Origin of the sequence: Rhizobium nepotum 39/7, assembly GCF_000949865.1 — a bacterium.
Lineage (GTDB): Bacteria > Pseudomonadota > Alphaproteobacteria > Rhizobiales > Rhizobiaceae > Agrobacterium > Agrobacterium nepotum.
The window spans coordinates 84214-105491 of record NZ_JWJH01000010.1 but is presented as its reverse complement, the minus strand read 5'-3'; the positions used below and the strand labels follow the sequence as shown (position 1 = coordinate 105491).

General features: G+C 59.2%; 22 protein-coding genes. 14 read left to right on the top strand and 8 right to left on the bottom strand.

What is annotated here, in order from left to right:
- Nucleotides 1-12: 12 nt before the first annotated feature.
- Nucleotides 13-309 (bottom strand): hypothetical protein, encoded by a 297-nt coding sequence (locus RS75_RS27095; RefSeq protein WP_234704267.1) that lies wholly within the window; start codon nt 307-309, stop codon nt 13-15.
- Here RS75_RS27095 and RS75_RS12355 point away from each other — a divergent pair.
- From RS75_RS12355 to arsH, 5 genes are all read left to right on the top strand, one after another.
- Complete coding sequence (locus RS75_RS12355) at nt 190-1743, top strand: M48 family metalloprotease (RefSeq protein ID WP_234704266.1); 1554 nt, start codon at nt 190-192, stop codon at nt 1741-1743. The two genes, RS75_RS27095 and RS75_RS12355, sit on opposite strands and share 120 nt — an antisense overlap.
- An 81-nt stretch (nt 1744-1824) precedes the next feature.
- On the top strand, nt 1825-2178 hold the full coding sequence (locus tag RS75_RS12350) for an ArsR/SmtB family transcription factor (RefSeq protein ID WP_045020802.1): 354 nt from the start codon (nt 1825-1827) through the stop codon (nt 2176-2178).
- A complete protein-coding gene (arsB, locus tag RS75_RS12345; RefSeq protein WP_045020800.1) occupies nt 2178-3236 on the top strand; it encodes an ACR3 family arsenite efflux transporter in 1059 nt (352 codons plus the stop codon). Before RS75_RS12350 ends, arsB begins: the two co-directional genes overlap by 1 nt.
- 2 nt (nt 3237-3238) lie before the next feature.
- A complete protein-coding gene (arsC, locus tag RS75_RS12340) occupies nt 3239-3661 on the top strand; it encodes an arsenate reductase (glutaredoxin) (protein ID WP_084686826.1) in 423 nt (140 codons plus the stop codon).
- Entirely contained in the window at nt 3636-4364 is a 729-nt protein-coding gene (gene arsH, locus RS75_RS12335) for an arsenical resistance protein ArsH (RefSeq protein ID WP_045020885.1), read from the top strand. The genes arsC and arsH overlap by 26 nt, the downstream gene beginning before the upstream one ends.
- A 4-nt stretch (nt 4365-4368) precedes the next feature.
- Here the strand turns inward: arsH and arsK are convergent, their stop codons facing one another.
- The 6 genes from arsK to RS75_RS12305 form a co-directional block, all read right to left on the bottom strand.
- Nucleotides 4369-5592 carry an arsenite efflux MFS transporter ArsK gene (gene arsK, locus RS75_RS12330; protein ID WP_200893632.1) on the bottom strand — a complete coding sequence of 408 codons (1224 nt, stop codon included), beginning with the start codon at nt 5590-5592 and terminating at the stop codon, nt 4369-4371.
- Nucleotides 5570-5941: an ArsR/SmtB family transcription factor gene (locus RS75_RS12325; RefSeq protein ID WP_045020793.1), complete on the bottom strand. Its 372-nt coding sequence runs from the start codon at nt 5939-5941 to the stop codon at nt 5570-5572. The genes arsK and RS75_RS12325 overlap by 23 nt, the downstream gene beginning before the upstream one ends.
- Nucleotides 5942-6161: 220 nt before the next feature.
- A complete protein-coding gene (locus tag RS75_RS12320) occupies nt 6162-6938 on the bottom strand; it encodes an ABC transporter permease (protein WP_045020792.1) in 777 nt (258 codons plus the stop codon).
- Nucleotides 6925-7692, bottom strand: a complete 768-nt coding sequence (locus RS75_RS12315; RefSeq protein ID WP_045020883.1) for an ABC transporter ATP-binding protein — start codon at nt 7690-7692, stop codon at nt 6925-6927. The genes RS75_RS12320 and RS75_RS12315 overlap by 14 nt, the downstream gene beginning before the upstream one ends.
- A 63-nt stretch (nt 7693-7755) precedes the next feature.
- A complete protein-coding gene (locus tag RS75_RS12310) occupies nt 7756-8757 on the bottom strand; it encodes an ABC transporter substrate-binding protein (RefSeq protein ID WP_045020790.1) in 1002 nt (333 codons plus the stop codon).
- Between the two features lie 48 nt (nt 8758-8805).
- A complete protein-coding gene (locus RS75_RS12305; protein WP_045020788.1) occupies nt 8806-9888 on the bottom strand; it encodes a 4-oxalomesaconate tautomerase in 1083 nt (360 codons plus the stop codon).
- Between the two features lie 105 nt (nt 9889-9993).
- Here RS75_RS12305 and RS75_RS12300 point away from each other — a divergent pair, with 105 nt between their 5' ends.
- Nucleotides 9994-10890, top strand: coding sequence for a LysR family transcriptional regulator (locus tag RS75_RS12300; protein ID WP_045020785.1), 897 nt, complete (start codon nt 9994-9996; stop codon nt 10888-10890).
- An 18-nt stretch (nt 10891-10908) separates the two neighbouring features.
- Here RS75_RS12300 and RS75_RS12295 read toward each other — a convergent pair whose 3' ends face one another.
- Nucleotides 10909-11583 carry a DUF2161 domain-containing phosphodiesterase gene (locus RS75_RS12295; protein ID WP_045020783.1) on the bottom strand — a complete coding sequence of 225 codons (675 nt, stop codon included), beginning with the start codon at nt 11581-11583 and terminating at the stop codon, nt 10909-10911.
- A 477-nt stretch (nt 11584-12060) separates the two neighbouring features.
- Here RS75_RS12295 and RS75_RS12290 point away from each other — a divergent pair, with 477 nt between their 5' ends.
- The 8 genes from RS75_RS12290 to RS75_RS12255 all read left to right on the top strand — a co-directional run bounded on the left by RS75_RS12290 (nt 12061) and on the right by RS75_RS12255 (nt 21242).
- Nucleotides 12061-13938 (top strand): TRAP transporter large permease, encoded by a 1878-nt coding sequence (locus tag RS75_RS12290; RefSeq protein WP_045020781.1) that lies wholly within the window; start codon nt 12061-12063, stop codon nt 13936-13938.
- A gap of 65 nt (nt 13939-14003) precedes the next feature.
- On the top strand, nt 14004-15014 hold the full coding sequence (locus tag RS75_RS12285; protein WP_045020779.1) for a TRAP transporter substrate-binding protein: 1011 nt from the start codon (nt 14004-14006) through the stop codon (nt 15012-15014).
- Between the two features lie 76 nt (nt 15015-15090).
- Complete coding sequence (locus tag RS75_RS12280) at nt 15091-15894, top strand: SDR family NAD(P)-dependent oxidoreductase (protein ID WP_162484804.1); 804 nt, start codon at nt 15091-15093, stop codon at nt 15892-15894.
- Between the two features lies 1 nt (nt 15895).
- On the top strand, nt 15896-16753 hold the full coding sequence (locus tag RS75_RS12275; RefSeq protein ID WP_045020775.1) for an IclR family transcriptional regulator: 858 nt from the start codon (nt 15896-15898) through the stop codon (nt 16751-16753).
- A complete protein-coding gene (locus RS75_RS12270) occupies nt 16750-17919 on the top strand; it encodes an acetyl-CoA acetyltransferase (protein WP_045020773.1) in 1170 nt (389 codons plus the stop codon). Before RS75_RS12275 ends, RS75_RS12270 begins: the two co-directional genes overlap by 4 nt.
- Nucleotides 17916-19556, top strand: coding sequence for an acyl-CoA synthetase (locus RS75_RS12265; RefSeq protein WP_045020771.1), 1641 nt, complete (start codon nt 17916-17918; stop codon nt 19554-19556). Before RS75_RS12270 ends, RS75_RS12265 begins: the two co-directional genes overlap by 4 nt.
- Nucleotides 19557-19587: 31 nt before the next feature.
- Nucleotides 19588-20367, top strand: coding sequence for an SDR family NAD(P)-dependent oxidoreductase (locus RS75_RS12260; protein WP_045020770.1), 780 nt, complete (start codon nt 19588-19590; stop codon nt 20365-20367).
- The gene (locus RS75_RS12255) at nt 20364-21242 is read left to right on the top strand and encodes a PCC domain-containing protein (protein WP_084686822.1); all 879 of its coding nucleotides are present in this window, start codon (nt 20364-20366) and stop codon (nt 21240-21242) included. Before RS75_RS12260 ends, RS75_RS12255 begins: the two co-directional genes overlap by 4 nt.
- Nucleotides 21243-21278 lie beyond the last annotated feature (36 nt).

The window sequence follows — 21278 nt, the reverse complement described above, 5'->3', positions numbered from 1 at the left end:
TTGCCGGCGCTGTCATGGTTTTTTTATGGGCTGATGGTCCTGCGCTCCTATGCGACGGTACCGCCGCCACCGGTCTCGGACGGAATATTGCTGGAACCCGGGAAAGTCCCGGCCCTTGCCGCAGAGCTCGAACGGCTGCGGCTTGCCTGCGACGCGCCAGCCTTCACGGCCGTCTATATCAATGCCGAGCTGAATGCGTCCATCTATCAAACGGGGTCCCGTGGAGGTCAGCCGAAGCATGTTCTGGTGCTTGGCCTGCCGCTTCTTTGCCTTCTGACGGCAAAGCAGGCCACCGCCGTCATCGCCCATGAATATGCCCATATTTCACGACAGCACGGCCATTTTGCGCGTTGGGCCTATGTGGCTCGCCAACGCTGGGCGGCGCTCGGCGAATTGCATGAACGCAATCACCGGCTGATCACCGCGCCACTCAGATTGTTTCTCTCCTGGTACGTGCCTCGCATGATGCGCGAAACGCTGGAGTTTTCACGTCGTTGCGAGTTTGTTGCCGATGCGCAGGCGATTGCGGTTTGCGGCAACGATATCGCATTCCAGGCGGAGGTCGCCCTGGCATTGCGGCAAAGGGCCATGTCCAGCCAGTTCTGGCCGGGCATATTTGCGCAGGCGGATAAGAACGACATTGCGCGGGCACGGCCGTTTGCGCAGCTTTTGACGGAGCCGGCGGACAGCCATCCGCGTGACGGCGCCCAGGCATCCGTCTGGCTGCATGAAAGCCTCTGCCAGAAACCGGATATTCACAGCACCCACCCGGTCTTTGCCGAGCGTATCGCCGCGACTGGTTTCGATCCGGCAGAGCCTCTGCCCGATCATCTGCCCTGGCGCCTCGAAGAGACGTCAGCGGCTGCGGATTGGCTAGGGAAACATGCTCAAATCATCGCCGCACAGCTTGATGGCGATTGGCGTAAAAACGCCACCCAAGGCTGGCGCGATGCCAAAGAATGGCATGCACATCAGAAAAGCGAATTCTTAAAGCTGCTGCAACGTCGCGAACAACAGGTGTTTGACAAAGAGGACTGGTTGCAACTGGCGAAACTGGCAGAAAAGTTCGATCGGGCAGGCACCCTTCGAGCCGAGGCGATCGCAGAAGGACTGCGCCATTCGCCGGAAGATGTAGCGTTGCTGCAACTAAAGGCGGACGATCTGGAACAGGCCGGTGATATTCCCGGAGTAATATCCCTATGGCATCGCATCAGCCAGAATCCGTCTTCCAGCGAATATCAGATCCATCGCCGATTGTGTGAACTCCATTTGCGGGCGCGAGACAAGACGGCGGCAGAGCACCATCGGCAGGCTGCCGACCGGTTATGGGCGAGCGAAGATGTGGGGCAGCTGATATTCGAGGGTCTGCATCCCCATGGGATGGATGCGTCCGAACTCGCCTTGTTGCACACCACCCTTCAACCGCTCTTCCAGCATGCGCGCGCCATCTGGCTTTGCCGGGACACGCTGCCTGATGCACTAACCCCGCCGCGATGGTTCCTCTATGTTGCGGCCTATGACAGCTGGTTCATGCGTCTGGTCGGCAGGCTGACCGGAGAGGAAGATTTGCAGGCCTCCGCCTGCAGGCGGCTGCTGGAGCGTTTGCAGGCGCGGCTGCATCTCCATCCGGAGGTGTATTTTATCGGGCCGGACGATCCGATCCCGGCTCATTGCACGCAGGCCAGCTTGATCGCCCAGGCCGGCACGGCCACTCCGCTTTTTGAGAGCCAGACCCCACCGTAAGCCGCCCCCGCGCCGTGGACGATACCACCGCTACGCGAACGAATATGTTGACTCTCTCAATATTTCCATTAATCTGGATATATGGAACAAGAACAGGCTATTCTCGCTTTGGCGGCGCTCGCGCAGCCGACCCGTCTCGAAACTTTCCGGCTGCTCGTGCGGCACGCACCGGGAGGTCTGCCCGCCGGCGACATTGCGCGTGCACTGGTGGTGCCGCAAAACACCCTGTCCGCCCATCTGAATATTCTCTCCCGCGCCGGCCTCGTATCTTCACAGCGCCAGAGCAGGATCATCATCTATCGCGCCGAGATAGAACAGCTTCGCGACATGACGTTGTTTCTTCTGAAGGATTGCTGCGGTGGATCGGCAGAGCTTTGCGCGCCACTGATCGCCGAGCTGACGCCGTGCTGTACGCCGCAGGGAAACATTGCCTGATGTCCATGTTCGAACGTTATCTGACCGTCTGGGTGTTTCTGTGCATCATTGCCGGTGTCGCCCTTGGCCATCTGATGCCCGGGTTCTTCCAGCTCATTGGCGCAGCAGAGATCGCCAGAGTGAATATTCCGGTCGCTGTCCTTATCTGGCTGATGATCATTCCAATGTTGCTGAAGATCGATTTCCGCTCTCTCGCGCAGGTCGGCAGCTACTGGCGCGGTATCGGCGTCACGCTGTTCATCAACTGGGCCGTCAAGCCGTTTTCGATGGCGCTGCTGGGTTGGCTGTTTATCGGCTGGCTGTTTCGCCCCTATCTTCCCGCCGACCAGATCGACTCCTACATCGCCGGACTGATCATCCTCGCCGCAGCGCCCTGCACGGCCATGGTCTTCGTCTGGAGCAACCTGACACGCGGCGAGCCATTGTTCACGCTCTCGCAGGTCGCGCTCAACGACGCGATCATGGTCGCCGCCTTCGCTCCGATCGTCGGCCTGCTACTTGGCCTGTCGGCGATCACCGTTCCATGGGACACGCTTATTCTCTCCGTTGCCCTTTATATCGCCGTGCCCGTCATCCTGGCGCAGCTTATCCGGCAACGGTTGATGGCTGACGGAACGTCGGGGGCGCTGGATCGTGTTCTTGCAAGACTGCAGCCGGTTTCGCTGGTGGCGCTGCTTGCAACGCTGGTTCTTCTCTTCGCCTTTCAGGGCGAGCAGATCATTGCCCAGCCGACCGTGATCGGCTTGCTCGCCATCCCGATCCTGATCCAGGTCTACCTGAATTCCGGGCTCGCCTATCTTCTGAACCGCGCGGCGGGCGAACGGCATTGTGTTGCCGGTCCTTCCGCCTTGATCGGCGCCAGCAACTTCTTCGAACTGGCAGTCGCGGCCGCCATCAGCCTGTTCGGCTTTCAGTCAGGCGCGGCACTGGCAACCGTTGTCGGTGTCCTCATCGAGGTTCCGGTCATGCTCTCGGTCGTCTGGATCGTCAACCGCTCGAAGGATTGGTATGAGGCCGCCCCGGCCGTTTCCCGAGCGACAATCACCGAAAGGCAATGAGCATGGACATCACCATCTATCATAACCCGTCCTGCGGGACGTCCCGCAACACGCTGGCGTTGATCCGTGCCGCCGGGATAGAGCCGACCGTGATCGAGTATCTGCAGGAGCCACCGACACACGAACAACTGGCGAAGATGATTTCGGATGCCGGCCTGACCGTTCGGGAGGCCATCCGCGAGAAAGGCACGCCCTATGCCGAACTCGGTCTCGACAAGCCGGACATGGCCGACGAACAGTTGCTCGACGCCATGATCGGCACGCCGATCCTCATCAATCGCCCCTTTGTCGTGACACCGCTCGGCACCAGGCTTGCCCGACCTTCCGAGGCCGTGCTCGATATCCTGCCCGTTACCTTCAAAGGGCCATTTTCCAAAGAGGACGGCGAGCAGGTCCTGGATCAGGAAGGAAAGCGCATTGCCTGACACCTTTCCCGCGCTCAAGGGCCAGCATCTGCACGCGATTGATCTCGACGCTCTCCCCCCGGCATTCTCGACGCACAAGCCCCGCATCCTGATCCTCTACGGCTCGCTGCGAGAGGTGTCCTACAGCCGTCTGCTTGCGTTCGAAACGGGGCGGCTGCTCGAACGGCTCGGATGCGATGTTCGAATATTCGATCCCAGGGGGATGCCGCTTCCGGACGAAGCACCTGTCAGTCATCCGAAGGTGCAGGAACTGCGCGACCTTTCCCAATGGTCGGAAGGGCAGGTCTGGGTAAGCCCGGAACGCCACGGGGCGATGACGGGCGTCATGAAGTCGCAGATCGACTGGATACCGCTTTCGGTCGGCTCCGTGCGCCCGACGCAGGGAAAGGCCCTTGCGGTCATGGAAGTCTCCGGCGGAAGCCAGTCCTTCAATGCCGTGAACCAGATGCGCATCCTCGGCCGCTGGATGCGGATGATCACCATCCCCAATCAGTCCTCGGTCGCGAAAGCGTTTCAGGAGTTCGATGCGGATGGTCGAATGAAGCCGTCGTCCTATTACGACCGGGTCGTGGACGTTTGCGAAGAGCTGGTGAAATTCACCATCCTCACGCGCGATGCCTCGTCATATCTGACCGACCGATACAGTGAGCGGAAAGAAGAGGCGGCCGAGCTTGAGAAGCGGGTCTCGTTGAAGTCGATCTGACGGATCATGCCGTCGCGGTGGCGGGTTGCCGTGAGGATGCCGCCACCGCAACAAATGCCGCGATACCGATTACCCCGAGACAGGCGTTCGCAGCGAGCGCGAAGCTGATGCCGAAATTCTCCATCGTCGCGGCAAAGACGAACGGCGCTCCGGCGCCCACCGCCAGTCGAGCAGCGGCCATCTTGCCCGTGATCGCACCATAGCCATCCGATCCGAACAGGTGGAGCGGCAGGCTTCCCTGCGCGATACTGTTGATGCCGGATCCGAGCCCCAGGCAGATCGCGAAGGCAACCGCTCCCGGCAACCAGTTGCCTGCTATCAGCAGGACCAACACGCCGACGACGATCAAGATCGCGGAAAGGACGGCAAGTGCCGGCGGCGACAGGCTTTTACCAAACACCATATTGATTAGTCGGCTTAACACCTGGGCTGGGCCGAAGAGCGACCCGATCACGACCGCAGCAGCGCCGAGCCCGATCGACCCGAGCATCGGCACCATATGTGCAAGCATGGCCGAAAGAGAAAAGCCCAGCATGGCGAAGGCAAACGACACGAGGATCATGCCGCGCCGGCGCGCATGGACAGGAAGCGTGCCGATCACCGTCTCACGCGTTCGGATCGTGGAATCCGCGTCCGCCCCTGTTTTCCCGACGCGCATGATCCAGTAGTGGAGCGGCATGCAGAGAAAAAGGTTCAGCCCCGCGAAGACAAGATAGATCTCGCGCCACGACAGATATCCGGTAAGCGCAGCCGAGATCGGCCAGAAGATTGTCGAGGCGAAACCAGCGATCAGGGTCAGGTAGGTGATGCTGCGGGACGCCGTTCGGGGATCGCTTTCGACCAGCGATGCGAATGCCGCCTGATATTGCACCATTCCGGACGATATCTCGAGCAGGATGACGGCAACGGCGAAGATTGCAACCGACGGCGACCAGGCGCAGAGCACCAGCGTCAGGGAAGCGAGGACCGAGCCGATCGTCATCACCGTGGCGGCTCCCAACCGATCCATCTGCCTGCCGATGTAGGTTGCCGACAGGCCGCCGATGAACAGGGCCGCCGAGAAGATGCCAAATACCTCGGCCAATGTCAGGCCGAGATCCTTCGCCATGCCGGGAGCAAGAATGCTGAAGCTGTAATAGAGGGTGCCGTAGCCGATGATCTGTGTGAGGCCGAGTGCGGAGACGATGCCCGCAGGCATTTTCGAATTATGCAACGATATTGTCCCCATCGGTCAAAGCACCTGCCGGACTGGAACATCCATCGCTCCGCTCGACATTTTCGCGGATTGCCGGATGGCCGGCACAGCAGTCTTCCATCAGGAATTTTATGAGCTCGGCCAATGTTTCGTAGCTGGCGCTATACAGAATCGAGCGCGACATGCGTCTTTGGGAGATGAGGCCCGAACGCTCCAGTTCCTTGAGATGGAAAGACACGTTCGTCGCCGAGACGCCCATCCGCTCGGCAATGATGCCGGCGGCCAACCCCTCGGGCCCGGCTACGACCAAGGCTCGAACGATGGCGAGGCGAGTCTCCTGAGAAAGGGCGGCGAATGATGAAAGGGCCTGGCGCTCATCCATAGTTCAATAATCCTTGAATTATTGTATGAATGGATAACGCAAACGAGTGCGATGGACAAGGATAGCGGCCGATAGATTTGAAACATCCCGCATTTTCCATCCTTCGCGGTGGAATTGACCCTGCGGCCTGGGGAGTTGTCGCGAGACGACGCCTGATCATTTCATGCAAACGGGGGCGACCGATTGGCCGCCCCCGTTTGATGTGAGATTGCAGGAAATCCTATGCAGGCCGCTCCTCGCCCGCATTCGGCCTCCATGTGATCAGTCTTTTCTCCACGATATCGAGAATGAGATCGATGACGAGAACAAATACCGCGAGAATGATGATCCCGGCGAAAACGCCTACCGCATCGAAATTCCCTTCGGAACGGGCGATCAGGTAACCGAGGCCCGCGGAAGCTCCGAGATATTCCCCGATGATGGCGCCTACGACCGCAAATCCGACGGATGTGCGCAGCGACGACAGGATCCAGCTCGCAGCCGCCGGAAAATACACATGACGCAGCAGATCCGAGCGCTTTGCGCCAAGAATGCGCGTGTTGGAAAGCACGACCGGGTTTACTTCGCGCACGCCCTGCATGGCGTTGAAGAAAGTGATGAAGAAGACGAGCGTGACCGCAAGTGCGACCTTGGACCAGAGGCCAAGCCCCAGCCAAAGGACGAAAATGGGAGCCAGAACGACACGCGGAATGGCGTTCACGGCCTTGATGAACGGATCCAGCACGCGGGCCACAAAGGGGCTGAGACCCAGCCAGACACCGGCGCCGACGCCAAGCCCAGTGCCGATGAGATAACCAAGAACCGTTTCGGTCAAGGTGATGCCGACATGTTTGTAAAAGCCGGCATCGGCAACCCAGGTGATGACCTGTTTGACGATATCGAAAGGCGCCGGGAAGAAGAAGCGATCGATTGCTCCCGAGCTCACTCCGAGTTGCCATCCACCCAGGAGCACGACCAGAAGCCCGACCTGAATGATGCGAACATTAACGGCTTGCATAGCTTTTCTCCACTTCGCCGCGCAGGGATGCCCATATATCGCGATACAGGGTCATGAATTTCGGATCGAGTTTGATTTCAGCCACGTTGCGAGGCCGCTCCAGATCAACCGGGAAGCTTTCGATAACGCGGCTCTTGGGGCCGGCGGCAAGGACGACAACCCGGTCTCCGAGCGCAATCGCCTCTTCGAGATCGTGGGTAATCATCACCACCGCACGACGGTCCTCCTGCCACAGCCGCAGCAGCTCGTTCTGCATCAGGTGGCGGGTGTGGATATCGAGCGCGGAGAAGGGCTCGTCCATCAGGATCACCTTCGGCTCGGTAATAAGCGCTTGCGCCATCTGAACGCGTTTGCGTTGTCCGCCCGAGAGCTGATGCGGAAAGCGTTCTTCGAACCCTTTCAATCCGACCTTTACCAGCCAGGCCAGAACTTTGGCGCGTCGCTCACTCTCGGGTACGCCTCGAAACATCAGGCCAAGCTCGACATTCTGATACGCGGTCTTCCAGGGAAGCAACGCGTCCTGCTGGAAAAGATATCCGATGTTGTTCTGCACGCCCTGGACGTCCGAGCCGTCGATGGAGACCTTTCCCTGCGCCGGCTTCAGCAACCCCGCAATGGCGTTGAGGATGGTCGATTTTCCACATCCGGTGGGACCGACGATTGAGAGGAACTCGCCATCGCCGACTTTAAGGTTCACATCCTCGACAGCGACGAACGCACCAAAGGCCATTGTTACGTTCTCGATTGCCACCATCGGCTGCGGTTTGACGTCGGCCACGGGCTCTAACTTTCTAACGGGTGATGACATTGGAAGTCCTCAGTTTACGCCCGTCAAAGCCACAGCCTCGACGAACTTGTTAGTGTAGGTCGTGTTGAGGTCGATCGTCGCCTTTGCGACCGCTTCGTTGAAGCTTTTCAGCACCGCCAATGGCGTTTCCAGATCGGCAGGTTCGAACTTTCCGTCTTCGGAGAAGATCGCCTTGGCTGCCTCGACAGCCTTGATGTAGGTATGCTTGTCACCGGACACGAAGTCGTCGGGAAGCTTCTCGACAATTTCCTCCGCCGAATGCTCCTTCATCCAGCGCAGCGCCTTCACGGTCGCGTTGGTGACCTTCTGAATCACCTCAGGATGAGCATCGATATATTCCTGGGTCGCATACAGAACGGAGGTCGGGTAGATGCCGCCATACACATCCTTGGCGCCCTGGTCGCTGCGTGCATCGATCAAGATCTTGCCCAAGCCGCGCTCAACCACGATCGTTGCAGCCGGGTCATAATTTACCAGCAGATCGACCTTGCCCTGCTGCAAGGCGGCAACAGCCGCAGCGCCCGAGCCGACCCCGATGATGGAAATGTCATTGTCGCTCAGATTGTGCTGCTTCATGTAATAACGAATGAAGAAATCGGACGATGAACCCGGAGACGTGATACCGACATTTTTACCCTTGATGGTTTCGGGTTTTGCCGGATCGAAATCCGTGTCGTTCTTTCCGGCAAGAACCAGCCCGGAATTGCGGGCAAGCTGAACGAAGCCGACAACGTGCTTGTTCTGGGACTGCATCTGGATCGTGTGGTCGTAGAAACCAACGGCTACATCCGTCGATCCTGCGACAAGCGCCTGCAGAACTTTCGACCCGCCTTGGGCGAAGTTCTCCGTCGTCACGTCAAGACCCTCGTCCTTGTAGAAGCCGAGGCTTGCCGCCACGGGAAAAGGCAGGTTGTTGAGGTTATACGAACCAACACTCATTCTTACGGATTCTGCATTCGCCGATGCGGCCAGCGCACAGAGCGCCGCTGTTGCAAGCAAGTATTTACGCATGAGGGTCTCCTCCCAGTTTCACTATGTTTTGAGCCACTATGGCTTTGTCTAAGCTGCGTCTTCAATCGCAGCAGTTGGTTTTGCGAAGGCAAAACCTTCGAAAAGTCTGCGTGCCGTTCTCACAAGCCCCGCTGTTATCGCTCCGTCCCGCACCTCCAGCTGCACGTCGAGCCGACCGGCAGGATGCTCGATGGAGATCTTGGTCGGTATAGAACGACGTCCCGCCTGGTCGAATGCGACGGAGTTTTCCGTCACCGCCGCGGTTGCTATTCCGACAGCGCCCGTCGTCGCCAGTGCGGGATGGCACTCATTGGGCATGAAGTATCGGACGGACAGCGTGCCACCTTTGCGGGCCGGCGCTATGAGCACGGGTTTTGGTATGACCATATCCGACACATCCCCCATCCCCATCAGTCTGCCTGCCTGAATACGTATGTGGGTCATCCGTTCAATGAGATCACTATTGGCAGTCAGCACCTGCGGATCCTCATATCCCGTGACGCCGAGATCCGTCGCCCGCATAAGAACCATCGGAATAGCGCAATCTATGGCTGTCACGTCTACTCCCTCAATCGTGTCGACGGGGTTTCCCGTGGGCAGCAGTTTTCCGGTTTTCGCCCCTGCGGCATCCACGAAAGTCAGGGCGATCGGGGCAGCAAGACCCGGAACGCCATCGATGGATGCGTCTCCAAGATAAATCACCTCGCGACCCCGCGTCGGCACTTTCGCTTCGATCAATTTCCCGGTGTTCACGTTGTGGATGCGAACCACGGTATCGTTCCCATGGGCCTCGACAAGTCCCGCCTCGATCGCGAAGGGGCCAACTGCGGCCAGCATATTTCCGCAGTTGGGCGAATAGTCGACATACTGCCGGTCGGTGCGAACTTGGGCGAATAGATAGTCGATGTCAGCACCTTCGACCGTGGAAGGCCCGATGATCGCGACTTTCGAGGTGACCGGATTGCCCCCTCCTATACCGTCGATCTGAAGCGGATGGCCGGACCCCATGATGGACAAAAGTGCGGCATCTCGCTGTGCTCGATCGCTCGGAAGATCGGATGCGAGAAAGAACGGTCCACGAGACGTTCCGCCGCGCATCAGCACACAGGGTATCTTCAATAGATCGTTCATTGGCTGCCTCAATCTTGCATTTGGTGGATCAATCCGCCTTGTTGTTGCAATATGCGCAAAAGAAGCTAATCTGTTAAATGCAATGTTCGGAGGTATTATTGCGATATGAGCATCAATTGCGAAATTCTGGATTTGCGGGCTTTTCAAGCGGTGGTTGAGCTGGAGAGTTTTCACAGGGCCGCGGAAACGCTCCATATTTCGCAGCCGGCGCTTACCCGGCGCATTCAGAAACTGGAACAGGCCATTGGCGCGCCGCTTCTGGAGAGGACCACCCGCCATGTCGCGCCGACCGCTATGGGTCAGGAGGTCATGCCGCTCGTCCGGCGCATGCTGGAGGAGTTCGACGGCTCGCTTTTTGCGATGAAGGACGGCGCGCAACGACGCGGTCTCATTACGATGGCATGCGTTCCCACCGCGGCGTTTTATTTCCTTCCCACCGTGATCAAAACCTTTGGCAAGCAATATCCGCATATCCGGCTACGTATCAGAGACCTCACGGCAAACGAGGGCCTGCAAGCGGTTGCGAGAGGCGAGGTGGAATTCGGCATAAACCTGATGGGCAACTCTGATCCCGACCTGGCGTTCGAGCCGCTCATCGATGACCCATTTGTGCTGGCGATGCGGAAAGATCATCCTTTGGCGGCTTTCGAAACGATCCAGTGGGATCAATTGGAGCCCTACCCCTTGGTTGTCGTCGACCGTTCCAGCGGCAACAGGACGCTTCTCGATGGGGCGCTCGCGCGTCACAATCTAAAGCTGAACTGGTTTTATGAGGTGACCCATCTCAATACCTCGCTCGGCCTCGTGGAGGCGGGTCTTGGGATTTCCGTCTTGCCGCGATTGGCAACCCCGCAGGACGATCACCCGTTCCTCGTCTCACGGCCGATCGTAAATCCTGTGGTCTCCCGAACGATCGGTATCGTGCAAAGGCGAAGCAGCGCTCTGTCTCCAGCTGCTGAAAAGTTCGTCGGGATGTTGCTTGAGACCTGGAAAACTCAGTGACCGAAGACCCCTGCCGGTTTACACTTGTAGAAATTGGGGGAAGTCCTGCTGCGGCCATCGCTGCATTGCTTCCCGTCCGGCGTCGGTCAAGCCATAAACCCCTCTATCGAGACGCTCAAACCAGCCATAGACGTTCGCAAGCAAAATCTTTCCGGCATCCGGTACGCTGGATCTGATTTGACGCACGCGCATCGGCCCTGATGCCAGCGCCAAAGCGCAGCCGAGCGCCTGCTGGCGGTACGCGGTCATGATCGGCGTGCGCGTGCTCCCACCAGCCGTCGGATCGCCGTGTCGCCTCTGGTGTTCACGTACCAGCCTCGTACGCCGTTTTGGATTGGTTCGCGGCATCGGTGATACGGAACTGACGATAATGCTGACGTCGCCAGCATCGGAAATGCCGAGCATACCGATCCCGAGCCTGCGGCAGAGATCGCGATAACGTTTGTCAGTCTCGCGGCCTTTGCCCCTGGCTGAGACTCGAGCCGCGATCCAGACCTCGTCTGCGATAGCTGCGCGATCGACGGCCTGCAAAATGAGCTCAAGATTGAAGCTCAGCTTCAGCTCACAGATCACGACCACAGGTGGATCGCCATCGCTCAAGCCGACGAGGTCGCAACTGCCAACTTCGCCTTTGACGGTATAGCCCGCCTTCTCAAGAAAGCCTTTGACCGGCAAATAAAGCGAAGTTTCCATGTGCCCGCAGGTTTAAGTGAAGATCCGGCCCCTGAATATATTGAACCACCAGCCCAGGACAACAGCCATTATAGCCGCCGATGCGGTTAAGCGATCGCCTGTAGAGGCATACGCAATACCTCCCTACAGGGAGCGGCTCCGAGTTTGGTGGCCCCTTGCCGCGTCGCCATCGTCGGTGGTTTGCGGGTGCTATCATATACGATCCACTATATGGACCTATAAACGAGCAACTTAAACTTCGTAATACCGCCTTATTACAGTTGATTTTGTCAATTTTCCTGTGTATCCCGAATATATGATTTTGTAATGGTCCATATTGTGGAGGCAATATACCGATAGTTCCAGACTTGTGGAGGGGTCTGGCCGGTCTGGCAATGGCAGATATATCCTGATGCGGCGACCACGACCGTGGCGCGGGCGTGGACATACTGTTTTGCTGGCCATTGCGAAGGTTGTTCTGCGGGAGAGGAGGCCCCAATGACCATGACCGCAAACGCGAATGACGACGTATTTGTACTTGATGGCGAGCTGCTGCACACGGGGCCGGTAACAGGTTCGCGGTTCATGCGACCCGTCGAGGCCGTGGCAGCCGTGTTGTTGGCGGTGATGATCGGCCTGCTTCTGCTGGGCGTGACATCACGTTATGCCCTGCATCTGCCTATCGTCTGGATCGACGAAGCGGCGTCGATGAGTTTCCTGTGGTTTGCCATGCTGGGCGCGGCCATTGCCATTGATCGCAGCGAACACCTGCGTCTGACGCTGTTTCTCAACATGTTTCCGCAGCGTTTCCTCGGTTATATCAATTCGCTGGCGCTGGTGCTGGTGGCGACATTTCTGGGCGCCATCATCAAGCCCGCCATCGAATATGCCATTGAGGAATGGGTCGTCACGTCGGCGGCGCTGAATATTCCCATGACCTTCCGCGCGGCCGCGCTGCCATTCGGCGCCTGTCTGATGCTGCTGCTGGTCATCAACAATCTTTTCCGCAGGGAAAGAGCGCGGGATATCGTCGTCGCCGTTGTTACCGTTGCGGCCGTCGCCGGCCTCCTGTTTCTGGCGTCACCGACGCTGGAAACCCTGGGCAACTTCAATCTGGCGATCTTTCTCGGCCTGTTCGTTGCGGTGTTTCTGGCGCTGGGCGTGCCGATTGCCTTCTGTTTCGGCCTTGGAACACTGTCCTATCTCACCTTCACCACCTGGGTTCCGATGATCGTCATGGTCGGGCGTATGGATGAGGGCATGTCAGGCATCATTCTGCTGTCGGTGCCGATCTTCGTGCTGCTGGGCTGCGTGCTCGATGCCACGGGCATGGGCAAGGCGATTGTCGAACTCCTGTCCTCGATGTTTGGTCACATTCGCGCGGGCATGTCCTATGTCCTGCTCGGCTCGCTGTTTCTGGTGTCGGGCATCTCCGGCTCCAAGGTCTCGGATATGGCAACGGTCGCACCGGCGCTGTTTCCGGAAATGAAGCGCCGTGGCCACAAGCCCAAGGAAATGATTGCGCTTCTGGCCACCGGTGCTGCCATGGCCGATACAGTTCCGCCGTCCATCGTGCTCATCGTGCTTGGCTCTGCCGCCGGCGTATCGATTGCCGGGCTGTTTACCTCCGGCTTCATGATTGCCATGGTGCTACTGCTGGTGCTGGCCGTGCTGGCCCGCTGGAAAGCGCGCGGTGAAAATATGGAAGGGGCGAAGCGCACCCCATGGCCGCTGGTGGGCAAGGCAGCGCTGGTTGCAGCGCCAGCACTTGTTCTGCCTTTCCTGATCCGCAGCCTAGTGGGCGGGGGCGTGGCAACGGCTACCGAAGTTTCCACCATTGCCGTACTCTATGCGATGATTGTCGGAGCCGTGCTTTATGGCGGCATCAGCCTGAAAAAACTCTACTCCATGCTGGTGGAGACGGCCGCCCTTTCCGGCGCAATTCTGCTGATCCTCGGTTGTGCCTCTGCCATGGCCTGGGGACTGACGCAGAGCGGTTTCGCCTTCGAGCTGACCGCGATGATCACCGATCTGCCGGGCGGATGGATGACCTATATGGTCGTGTCGATCCTGATCTTTATGATCCTCGGCTGCGTGCTGGAAGGTCTGCCGGCGATTGTTCTGCTGGCGCCGATCATGTTCCCCATTGCCCGCACGCTTGGCATCAACGACATCCATTATTCGATGGTCGTAGTGGTCGCCATGAATATCGGCCTGATGGCGCCGCCTATCGGCATCGGCTTCTACATCGCCTGCAAGATCGGCAATGTCTCGCCCGATGAAGCCATGGGCGCTATCTGGCCCTATCTCGCAGCCATGGTCATCGGCCTGCTGCTGATTGCCGGGATTCCGAGCCTGTCGACAATTCTGCTCTGATACCATGGCGGGTCCGCTCGCCATGCCGACTAACGAAAAATGCTTTTACTTGGGAGGAGAAAGCAATGATTATCAACAGACGTACCATGCTGGCCGGAGCCGGTTCTGCCGTTCTTGCCACCGCTTTCGTATCGCGCGCCCGCGCCGCTGAATTCAGCTATAAATACGCCAACAACCTGCCCGCCGCGCACCCCATGAACATCCGCGCCAAGGAAGCGGCCGACCGTATCGAGAAAGAAACCGACGGGCGTGTGAATATCAAGATTTTCCCCAGCAGCCAGTTGGGTGCCGATACCGACATGCTGAGCCAGGTGCGTTCGGGCGGCGTTGAATTCTTCACACTTTCGCCGCTGATCCTGTCGACGCTGGTGCCAAATGCGTCCATCAGCGGCATCGGCTTCGCTTTCCCGAATTACGACTCGGTCTGGGCAGCCATGGATGGCGATCTCGGCAAATATGTGCGTGGCGAAATTGCCAAGCAGAACCTCGTTGCCATGGATACCATCTGGGATAACGGCTTCCGCCAGATCACCAGCTCATCCAAGCCGATTGCCACGCCTGCCGATCTCGAAAGCTTCAAGATCCGCGTGCCGGTCAGCCCGCTCTGGACCTCGATGTTCAAGGCCTTCAAGTCGGCACCCGCCTCAATCAATTTCGCTGAAGTCTACACCGCCTTGCAGACCGGCGTAGTCGATGGCCAGGAAAATCCGCTGGCGATCATTTCCACTGCCAAGCTGTTCGAAGTGCAGAAATTCTGCTCGGTCACCAACCACATGTGGGATGGCTTCTGGTTCCTGGCCAATAAGCGCGCCTGGGAGCGTCTGCCGGATGATCTGCGCACCATCGTTGCCAAAAACCTCAATCAGGCGGGCAAGGATGAGCGGGCCGACGTGGCAAAGCTCAATGCCTCGGTGAAGGAAGATCTGATTGGCAAGGGCATGACCTTCAACGACACCGATGCCGCACTCTTCCGCGCAGCGCTCAAGGACGCCGGTTTCTATTCCGAGTGGAAGGGCAAATATGGCGATGAAGCCTGGGCTATTCTCGAAAAGGCCGTTGGCGCCAGCCTGACCTGATCGGTCCGCCGAGTAACTGGCCCCGTCTTTGGCGGGGCCGACCCGACTATTTTTGACGATTGTAATGGAGACTGTTTTGACAGGTCGCCTGACGGGAAAACGCGCCATCGTTTTTGGTGCCGGATCATCGGGTCCGGGTTTCGGTAATGGCAAGGCTGCGGCCGTGCAGTTCGCCCGCGAAGGCGCACGTGTCGCCTGTATCGACCTTTCCGCTGACGCGGCTGAAGAAACGGCGCAGATCATTCGCGACGAAGGTTTCGATGCGATTGCGATTGCTGCCGACGTCACCAGGCTCGATTCCGTATCATCAGCCGTCGTCCGCACCTGCGACGCTTTTGGCGGCATCGATATTCTGCACAATAATGTCGGGGTGACCCATATGGGCGGGCCGGTTGAGCTGGATGAGGAACGCTTCCGTGCCTCGGTCGATCTCAATATCGGCTCTGTCTATCGCGCCACCAAGGCGGTGCTGCCGGTGATGCTGGCGCAGGGCGGCGGAGCCATCGTCAACATCTCTTCCCTCGCCTCGATCCGGTGGACCGGATATCCTTATTTTGCCTATTACGCGATGAAAGCAGCCGTAAATCAGGCGACCGTGGCGCTGGCCATGCAATATGCCCGTCAGGGCATTCGCGCCAACTGCATTCTGCCGGGCATGATCGACACGCCGCTGATCTACAAGCAGATCAGCAGCCAATATTCGTCGGTCGAGGAGATGGTGGCGGCGCGCAATGCAGCGGTGCCGATTGGTCGCATGGGCGATGCCTTCGACATTGCACGGGCCGCCGTCTTTCTGGCTTCAGATGAGGCGAAGTTCATAACCGGCGTCTGCCTGCCGGTCGATGGCGGGCAAAGCTGTGCGGTGGGGGCGTTTTCCTGATATGGCAACTTCGATCCCCGCAGAAAGCGATCTGACAGGTGCACGCGCGGTAGACCGGGCGCTGACGCTGCTCTCCATGGTGGGGCGGCATGCGGAACGCGGCGTGGCGCTGTCGGTCATCGTTACCGAAAGCGGGCTGAACAAGCCAACTGCCCGTCGTCTGCTGCTGGCGCTGATCCGCGCGGGACTGCTGGAGCAGGACGAGGAAACAAGGCGTTATTATCTGGGCGAAGAAGCCTATGTGCTGGGCAGCCTGTCGTCGCGCCGTTTCGGATTGCTGCAAATGGCACAGGACGGGCTCACCCGCATTTCCCGCCGCACGGAGGATTCGAGCTTCCTCTCGGTCCGTCGTGATACATTTGCGCTCTGCCTCTATCGCGAAGAAGGCACCTGGCCGGTGCGCACCCATGCGCTTCAGGCTGGCTTTGAGCATCCCCTGGGCATCGGCGCTGGATCACTTGCCATGCTTGCCGCCTTGCCGGACGCGGAAGTGGAAAGTGTCATTGCCGCCAATAGCGGGCTGATTGCCGCAAGCTATCCCGGTATCACCCTTGATGGGCTACGCCGCGATGTCGAATTGACCAGGACCAATGGCTATTCGCTCAATCCGGGCCTCATCCTCTCAAATTCCTGGGGTATCGGCGTTGCCATTCGCGCACCGGATGGCGCGGTGGCGGGTGCGCTGAGCATAGCCGCTGTCGATAGCCGCATGCGGCCGGAAAGGCAGCCGGAACTTGCGGCACTGCTGCGCGAAGAAGTGGCGCGCATCGAAACACGCATTGCGGAAATGATGGCAAGCCGCGCCCGTACGCGCGGCGATGGTGAAACGAAGCGACAGGCAAGGAGAACGAGCAGATGAGCAAAGCACAGATCGTCGGCTGGGCGCATTCGCCTTTTGGCAAATCGGCCCTTGAAAATACCGAACAACTGATGGCTTCCGTCGTGGCGCCCGCCATCGAACATGCGGGCGTCGATGTCGGCGATATCGACGGCATTTTCGTTGGCGTGATGAATAACGGTTTCTCGAAACAGGATTTTCAGGGCGCGCTGGTGGCCATGGGTGATGAGCGCCTGGCCTATACGCCCGCAGTCCGTTTCGAAAATGCCTGCTCGACGGGATCGGCTGCCCTTTACAGCGCAATGGACTTCATCGAGGCCGGGCGTGGGCGCATTGCGCTCGTTGTCGGTGCCGAAAAAATGACGGCGCTTCCCACTGCGGAAGTCGGCGAAATCCTGCTTTCCGCCTGTTACCGCGCGGAGGAAGCCGATATTGCCGGCGGCTTTGCCGGTCAGTTCGGGCGCATCGCGCAGGCCTATTTCCAGCGTTACGGCGATCGCTCCGAAGAGCTTGCGATGATTGCCGCCAAGAACCATGCCAATGGCGCGGTCAATCCATACGCGCATATGCGCAAGGATTTCGGCTTCGATTTCTGTAATACCGTATCGGAGAAAAACCCCTATGTCGCCGGCCCCCTGCGCCGCACCGATTGCTCGCTGATTTCCGACGGCGCTGCCGCCATCATTCTGGCCGATGAGGAAACTGCGGCAACGCTGAACCGCGCCATCGGCTTCCGGGGCCGCAAGCATGTCAATGACATTCTGGCGCTGAGCCGCCGTGATCCGCTGGCGTTTGAAGGCGCGCGCCGCGCCTGGGCGGGTTCGCTGGAACTTGCGGGCGCGACGCTCGACGATCTCTCTTTGGTTGAGACCCATGACTGCTTCACCATTGCCGAACTCATTGAATATGAGGCCATGGGGCTGGCAAAGCCCGGTGAAGGCCATCGGGTGGTGCGCGAAGGTACGGCGCTGAAAACAGGGCGCTTGCCGATCAATCCCTCGGGCGGGCTTAAGGCAAAGGGCCACCCCGTCGGGGCCACAGGGGTCTCGATGCATGTCATGGCCGCAATGCAGTTGATGGGCGAGGCCGGAGACATGCAGATCCCCAACGCCTCGCTGGCCGGTGTCTTCAACATGGGGGGCACTGCGGTTGCCAACTATGTCTCGATCATGGAGCGCGTGAAATGACACCACAAAGCTCCGCGCGGCATCCTCCGGGTGGTGTGGCACCTTCCACCACACGGGTTATGAATCTATCGCATTTCCTGACCCAGGCAGCGCGCCGCAACCCTGCCGATATCGGTTTCGTCTGGGGCGAAAAAACCTGGAGCTGGGCGGAAATGGACGCCCGTGTCGATGCCATGGCACATGCGCTGGGGACCGAATTCGGTGTGAAAAAGGGTGACCGCATTCTGGTGCAGTCGTCCAACAACAACCAGATGTTTGAATCGATGTTCGCCTGCTTCCGCGTAGGCGCGGTGTGGGTGCCGACCAATTACCGCCAGTCGCCTGATGAAGTTGCCTATCTGGCAAAAGCCAGCGGCGCGCGCGGCATGATTTGCGCCAGCGCTTTTCCCGACCACGCCAGGGCCAGCCGTGAGGCAACAGATATCGATTTCACCATTGCCATCGGCGCGGCCGAGTTCGGCGACGATTACGATGCCATCGTGGCCCGTCATATGGGTCAGAAGGTGAAAAGCCAGGCTGTCGATCGGGATGATCCCTGCTGGTTCTTCTTCACATCAGGCACGACAGGTCGGCCCAAGGCTGCGGTGCTGACCCATGGTCAGATGGCATTTGTCATCACCAACCATCTCTGCGATCTGATGCCCGGCACCGGAAGAGGCGACGCCTCGATTGTCGTTGCGCCGCTTTCGCATGGCGCGGGCATTCACCAGCTCGTGCAGGTGGCGCATGGGGCAAAAACGGTGCTCCCGGCTGCTGAAAAACTGGATGTCCCCGCTGTGTGGGCGCTGATCGAGAAATGGCGTGTCACAAATGCCTTTACCGTACCCACCATTCTGAAAATGCTGATCGAAGACCCATCCGTGGATCGTTTCGATCATTCATCGCTGCGCTACGTCATCTATGCCGGCGCGCCGATGTATCGCGCCGATCAGAAACGGGCGCTGACAAAGCTCGGCCCGGTGCTGGTGCAATATTTCGGCCTTGGCGAAGTCACCGGCAATATCACCGTGCTGCCTCCTTCCTTCCACAGCGCCGAAGATGGCCCGGAAGCGCGGATCGGCAGCTGCGGATTTGATCGTACCGGCATGGAAGTGCAGATCCAGAACGATGCGGGTGAGGAACTGGCAGCCGGCGAAACCGGCGAGATCTGCGTTATCGGTCCCGCCGTTTTTGTGGGCTATTACGATAACCCTGAGGCCAATGCCAAAGCCTTCCGCAATGGCTGGTTCCGCACCGGCGATCTGGGCCACCGCGATGAAAACGGCTTCGTTTACATCACCGGGCGCGCCTCCGACATGTATATCTCCGGCGGCTCGAACATCTACCCGCGGGAGATCGAGGAGAAAATCCTCATGCACCCGGATATCAGCGAGACCGCCGTTCTGGGAGTGCCTGATGCGGTGTGGGGCGAAGTGGGCGTGGCGGTGTGCGTGGCGCGCGAAGGCGCAGATATCGCCGGCATCGACCTCAAGGCATATCTCGATGGCAAGATGGCCCGCTACAAGCTGCCGAAAACCGTTGTGTTCTGGGAGGCCATGCCGAAATCCGCCTATGGCAAGATCACCAAGAAAATGATCCGGGAGGAGCTGGAAAAACGCGGCCAGATGCCGGTTTTCGAGGAAAAACTGACAGGCTGAAGGTCGGGACACATAACCGGGAGGAGACGGTATGACACAGCAGGCGATACAGACAAAAGGGGCTGTTGCTATCACCGGTGGCGCATCAGGCATCGGCTTTTCTACGGCCCGGCTGTTGATGGCGCGTGGCTGGCAGCCATGGTTGCTGGATCTCAAGCGTCAGGCTCTGGATGAGGCCTGCGAGAAACTCGGCATCGATGCCTGCCGTGGTGTCGTCTGCAACGTGGCGGACGAGACTTCGGTAGAGCAGGCTTTTGCGGGCTTGACGGCTGGCGACAGCGAAGATGGATCGCGGCTGGTGGCCGTGGTCAATTGCGCGGGTATCGCCACCGACAAGCTTTCCGTCGACACCAGTGTCGAAGAGTTTCGGCGCATCGTCGATGTCAACCTGATCGGCAGTTTCGCGGTGGCCCGCACCGCAGCGCGTTACTGGCTGGAGCACGATATTCCCGGCTCCATTGTCAATATCAGCTCGGTCTCCGGCATGTGCGGCAATCGTGGCCGCAGCGCTTATGGCGCCTCCAAGGGCGGCGTCAATCTGCTGACGCTGGTGATGGCGAACGAGTTGGGGCAATCGGGTATTCGCGTCAATGCCGTCGCTCCCGGCCCGGTCGATACACCGCTGACCCAGGCGGTACATACGGAAAACGTTCGTAACCAGTGGCACAGCCGCGTTCCCATGCGCCGCTATGGCACCACGGACGAGATTGCCTCTGCCGTGGCCTTTCTGGTTTCGGATGACGCCAGCTATGTCAACGGTCAGGTGCTGGCTGTGGATGGCGGCTTCATTACCGCCGGGCTCGCGGTATGATGACAAGCCCGGAGAAGCTCCCGCGCAGCATCGTCCATCCGGGGCCGGAAACGCCCGAACGCTTTCGCGTCGTCGGCTGCCACGCCCATCCGGTCACGCTGACGGTCAGGCCCGGCGTGAGCGTCAACGAGGCGATTGCCGATGCCTTTGCAGAACAGGGTTTCGATGGCGGTTATGTCAGGCTGAAAAACGTGTCTATGAAGCGGCTGTGTTACGTCATGCCAGCAGCCGCTCCCGATGACACCCATGCCGCATGGTATAGCGAAAGTTTTTCCATGCCTGATGGTACGATCGTCGATGCCGGCCTGCATATCGGCCGGCGTGACGGTCAGCCGTTTCTGCATTGCCATGGTTCGTGGACAAGCGCTGAAGGTATCCTGTCCATGGGGCACCTGCTGCCTTTCGAGGCCGAATTTGCCGCAGAAACGCAGCTTGAGGCGCTGGCTCTCGATGGCGCCATTCTCGATGCGCAACAGGATGAGGAAACGAATTTCCCGCTCTTCAAGCCCATCCCGCAACCGCGCAACCGCCAGCATGCAGGCCTGCGAGCACTGTTATGCACGGTGCGGCCGAATACCGACATCTGCCTTGCCCTTGAAGCGGCCTGCGCGCAGTTCGGCCTTTCCGTGGCCGAGGTCAACGGTATCGGCAGCCTTATCGGCGCGGATTACGAAGACGGAACGACATTGACCGCCTATGCCAGCGAAATCCTCATCCGCAATGGCCGCGTCAGTCCCGCCAAGGGCGCAGCACTGGATATCGCGATGGTCGATCTGACCGGTCACATCAGCGGCGGGCGATTGGTGCGCGGCAAAAATCCGGTTTGCGTCACCTTTGAACTGCTTCTGACTGAGAGAAAAGAGGCAGCCGCATGAGTTGCGCTCGGGCGGCTCGTAACGCTGCGCAACTCA

What these genes read in the sequence shown, in the direction of transcription:
- arsK (WP_200893632.1), bottom strand. Translation starts at nt 5,592, where the DNA reads ATGGGGACAATATCGTTGCATAATTCGAAAATGCCTGCGGGCATCGTC.
- arsC (WP_084686826.1), top strand. Translation starts at nt 3,239, where the DNA reads ATGGACATCACCATCTATCATAACCCGTCCTGCGGGACGTCCCGCAAC.
- RS75_RS12305 (WP_045020788.1), bottom strand. Translation starts at nt 9,888, where the DNA reads ATGAACGATCTATTGAAGATACCCTGTGTGCTGATGCGCGGCGGAACG.
- RS75_RS27095 (WP_234704267.1), bottom strand. Translation starts at nt 309, where the DNA reads ATGGGCGATGACGGCGGTGGCCTGCTTTGCCGTCAGAAGGCAAAGAAG.
- RS75_RS12285 (WP_045020779.1), top strand. Translation starts at nt 14,004, where the DNA reads ATGATTATCAACAGACGTACCATGCTGGCCGGAGCCGGTTCTGCCGTT.
- arsB (WP_045020800.1), top strand. Translation starts at nt 2,178, where the DNA reads ATGTCCATGTTCGAACGTTATCTGACCGTCTGGGTGTTTCTGTGCATC.
- RS75_RS12325 (WP_045020793.1), bottom strand. Translation starts at nt 5,941, where the DNA reads ATGGATGAGCGCCAGGCCCTTTCATCATTCGCCGCCCTTTCTCAGGAG.
- RS75_RS12300 (WP_045020785.1), top strand. Translation starts at nt 9,994, where the DNA reads ATGAGCATCAATTGCGAAATTCTGGATTTGCGGGCTTTTCAAGCGGTG.
- RS75_RS12350 (WP_045020802.1), top strand. Translation starts at nt 1,825, where the DNA reads ATGGAACAAGAACAGGCTATTCTCGCTTTGGCGGCGCTCGCGCAGCCG.
- RS75_RS12320 (WP_045020792.1), bottom strand. Translation starts at nt 6,938, where the DNA reads ATGCAAGCCGTTAATGTTCGCATCATTCAGGTCGGGCTTCTGGTCGTG.
- RS75_RS12295 (WP_045020783.1), bottom strand. Translation starts at nt 11,583, where the DNA reads ATGGAAACTTCGCTTTATTTGCCGGTCAAAGGCTTTCTTGAGAAGGCG.
- RS75_RS12260 (WP_045020770.1), top strand. Translation starts at nt 19,588, where the DNA reads ATGACACAGCAGGCGATACAGACAAAAGGGGCTGTTGCTATCACCGGT.
- RS75_RS12315 (WP_045020883.1), bottom strand. Translation starts at nt 7,692, where the DNA reads ATGGTGGCAATCGAGAACGTAACAATGGCCTTTGGTGCGTTCGTCGCT.
- RS75_RS12275 (WP_045020775.1), top strand. Translation starts at nt 15,896, where the DNA reads ATGGCAACTTCGATCCCCGCAGAAAGCGATCTGACAGGTGCACGCGCG.
- RS75_RS12270 (WP_045020773.1), top strand. Translation starts at nt 16,750, where the DNA reads ATGAGCAAAGCACAGATCGTCGGCTGGGCGCATTCGCCTTTTGGCAAA.
- RS75_RS12290 (WP_045020781.1), top strand. Translation starts at nt 12,061, where the DNA reads ATGACCATGACCGCAAACGCGAATGACGACGTATTTGTACTTGATGGC.
- RS75_RS12265 (WP_045020771.1), top strand. Translation starts at nt 17,916, where the DNA reads ATGACACCACAAAGCTCCGCGCGGCATCCTCCGGGTGGTGTGGCACCT.
- RS75_RS12310 (WP_045020790.1), bottom strand. Translation starts at nt 8,757, where the DNA reads ATGCGTAAATACTTGCTTGCAACAGCGGCGCTCTGTGCGCTGGCCGCA.
- RS75_RS12255 (WP_084686822.1), top strand. Translation starts at nt 20,364, where the DNA reads ATGATGACAAGCCCGGAGAAGCTCCCGCGCAGCATCGTCCATCCGGGG.